This is a genomic window from Microcoleus sp. S13_C3, from assembly GCF_036700905.1.
Taxonomy (GTDB): Bacteria; Cyanobacteriota; Cyanobacteriia; order Cyanobacteriales; family Microcoleaceae; genus Microcoleus.
This window is the reverse complement of the sequence record NZ_JAUBPT010000066.1, coordinates 8981-11824: the sequence shown is the minus strand read 5'-3', so window position 1 is coordinate 11824 and position 2844 is coordinate 8981. Positions and strand designations below refer to the sequence as shown.

The 2844-nt window shown below is 46.0% G+C and carries 4 protein-coding genes; all 4 read right to left on the bottom strand.

Features of this window, described 5'->3' with window-relative positions:
• Window positions 1-126: 126 nt before the first annotated feature.
• Window positions 127-462 (bottom strand): DUF433 domain-containing protein, encoded by a 336-nt coding sequence (locus tag QUA16_RS18660; protein WP_333104895.1) that lies wholly within the window; start codon window positions 460-462, stop codon window positions 127-129.
• A 234-nt stretch (window positions 463-696) separates the two neighbouring features.
• The gene (locus tag QUA16_RS18655) at window positions 697-1719 is read right to left on the bottom strand and encodes an ATP-binding cassette domain-containing protein (RefSeq protein ID WP_333104893.1); all 1023 of its coding nucleotides are present in this window, start codon (window positions 1717-1719) and stop codon (window positions 697-699) included.
• Window positions 1720-1742: 23 nt separating this feature from the next.
• Complete coding sequence (locus tag QUA16_RS18650) at window positions 1743-1958, bottom strand: hypothetical protein (protein WP_333104892.1); 216 nt, start codon at window positions 1956-1958, stop codon at window positions 1743-1745.
• 506 nt (window positions 1959-2464) lie between these two features.
• Window positions 2465-2653 (bottom strand): hypothetical protein, encoded by a 189-nt coding sequence (locus QUA16_RS18645; protein WP_015175516.1) that lies wholly within the window; start codon window positions 2651-2653, stop codon window positions 2465-2467.
• Window positions 2654-2844 lie beyond the last annotated feature (191 nt).

The following is a 2844-nucleotide window of genomic DNA, read 5'->3' as shown; positions in this document are numbered from 1 at the left end:
CAAAAAGATCGACCATCTCACAGCGACGCACCTTACAAACCGGGTTCAGTTGCTGTAGGGTGCGTCGCCATTAAAAATCCTCAAAAATATCGACAATCTCACAGCGACGCACCTTACAAACCGGGTTCAGTAAACAAGATTTTTTTGGGCTAACAAGCGCGATCGCACAACGCCCAGATCCGGTTGAATATCCAACAAACGCTGACGGACGGAATCTGCTAATTGCTCGCGATAATTGAGATAAGTTTCCACTGCTTCTTGGTGTCGGAGATAATAGCCGATCGCACTATAGACATCCGACAACGACAGAGTTGAATAACGCTGCACAATAGATTCCGGCGACGCACCATTCTGAAAAGCTCGAATCACCAATTCCAGCAAAACTCTTGAGTTTCCCACCCGAATAGCACCTGTTGCATCTTCTCGAAAAGGAGGCGCTTCAACTTCCAAAACAAGATTCATCTATTAATATCCCCCAAAATTACGATTGTATTTTAGATTCTATAGGACTTACCCACGGGTGGTCAGAAACCGGGTTTTTTTACGAAAATACACAGGTTGCAGCCCGCAGATTCGGTAAAAAACCCGGTTTCTTTAGTCGCGCGGAGTTATCCCAAAGAGCATCCCCCCAACTTTCCTCAATTAATCCGTGTATCCGTGTCAAAATCCGTTGCCGAACTTCCCTCTTCCCTCAAACTACGATCGCATCGCCTGTTTTTGCTCAGCCTTCAAATCGCGGTTGCTAGCAGCAGCCAACTCCGCATCCAACAGCGTCTTACCAGTCGCAGCCAAATACACATCATCCAAACTCGGCCGAGATTGAGCAATCCCAAAAGTAGGCAATCCCGCATCTTTTAAAGCTTGCTGAATAGTCACCAGCGCATCGCTTTGCGGTGTTACTACTAAATTGAGAGAATTTCCTTGAGCCGTGTTGACAATTACTTCCTGCACAAAAGGCAGCGATTGCATTAGATTTTTAGCTTTTTCAGCTTCTTCCATCGGCGAAAACTCCCGAATCCGCAGAGTCACCCGATCGCCCCCAACCCGATTTTTCAACTCCTCCGGCGTGCCCTGTGCAATCACCGTACCCTTGTCAATAATCGCCACGCGATCGGCCAAAGCGTCAACTTCTTCGAGATAATGGCTGGTAATCAAAACCGTCGTACCTTCCTCCCGCAAGCGGCGCAGGAAATCCCACACAACCACCCGGCTTTCAATATCGAGCCCGACAGTCGGTTCGTCTAACACCAAAACATCCGGCTGGTGAAGCAACCCAGCAGCTAAGTCGAGGCGTTTGCGGATACCGCCGGAATAAGTGCCCGTCTTTTTATTTTCCCACTCCTCCAAACCGAGGAGTTTCACCATTTCGTCAATCCGCCCTTTAATGGTATTGCGCGGCAAATGGTAAAGCGCTGCTTGCAGTTGCAGGAGTTCCCGCCCCGTCAGCACCTTATCCAGAGCCACTTCTTGGGCCACGTAGCCTAGTCTTTGTCTGGCAATTCTCGGCTGACTGACAGCAGAAATGCCAGACACTTCAATGCGTCCGCTATCGGGCGCACTCAAAGTACAAAGTACCCGCAGGGTTGTGGTTTTGCCTGCACCGTTGGGGCCTAGCAAACCAAATATTTCCCCCGGTTCTACCTTGAAGGAAACATCTTTAACGGCTTCTACAGTGCCGTAGCGTTTCTGAAGATTTTCAATTAAAACGGCGGGAGCCATATATTTTGGGGATGAACTGGTTGTTAATATTTTGACACTTCTGAGCTCAAATTGCCGGAATGGTCGATCGACCAATGCGACTCGGTGTGCTTGTACGATCGCACAGGGAGCATCTCATATTTGTAAAAACACTTCTTCTGGCTCCTTCCTTCTTCCTTCTGACTCTTTTCTCCTGACTCCTGACTCCTGACTCCAATTTCTAGCGGAGGGCTGCTTTCATTGAGATGCTCCCATCGCACACTCCTCCTCAACCGGAAACAGCTTATAGTTTTGATTTTTAATACCCGTTTATAAAATATCAACTTTTTAACGGCTCTCAACCCTGATATTCATCAGTTTTCCCACTCTCCCATCTCCCATCTCACCTCCAAAAAATTATGAGTTTTGAGTTAATTATAACTTCTCAGTTACTAACTCAAAACTCACAAGTTTTCAACAAGTAGAGATGCACCCGAAACCTGTTACTTTATAATTATCTCTACCTATAGGCTGATGTGTAGCGAGATTTTGATAATTAACACACTGGTCACACACATCACACTTTCGAGCCAACTATTAAACACAAAAAACTTCCCGAATTGGCAAGTTCTACTTGTAACGAGTTCCCAAAAAATGTAACTGTAAGCCCGCGATCTCTACCCCGATAGTTATCAGTAATCACCAACTCTTTAATCGAAAATCGAAAATCGAAAATCGAAAATCGAAAATGGTATTAACTCCCCCAAAGGGAGTGGCTGCCAGGTCTTTAATCGACAATTTTTACCCAACCGCGGCGAACGTTGTACAGCAGTCGGTTGATGATGGCATACTCATCTTCATTCAGTGTTCTTTCTAAGAGTGCAGATCTGAGCTGTCTCCGGTCGTGGCGAGTCACGACGCTGGAGAACATGACCTGACCAAATAACTCTTCGAGTGTCATTTGGGATACTGACATGATAAACCTCCTAGTTGATTGAGACAGATAAAATTTTAACAGGCTTGTTGTATTTTTATTATCCACTCTGGGAGGGACTTCAAAGGCGATCGAAAACATTGACACGGTGTGATTTTTTGGTTAAAAATCTGTGACCGAGACTTAGATGCCCAGTGACTTGGATCTCTTAAATTTGTGATGCTTGTCACGGA

What these genes read in the sequence shown, in the direction of transcription:
- QUA16_RS18660 (WP_333104895.1), bottom strand. Translation starts at nt 462, where the DNA reads ATGAATCTTGTTTTGGAAGTTGAAGCGCCTCCTTTTCGAGAAGATGCA.
- QUA16_RS18655 (WP_333104893.1), bottom strand. Translation starts at nt 1,719, where the DNA reads ATGGCTCCCGCCGTTTTAATTGAAAATCTTCAGAAACGCTACGGCACT.
- QUA16_RS18645 (WP_015175516.1), bottom strand. Translation starts at nt 2,653, where the DNA reads ATGTCAGTATCCCAAATGACACTCGAAGAGTTATTTGGTCAGGTCATG.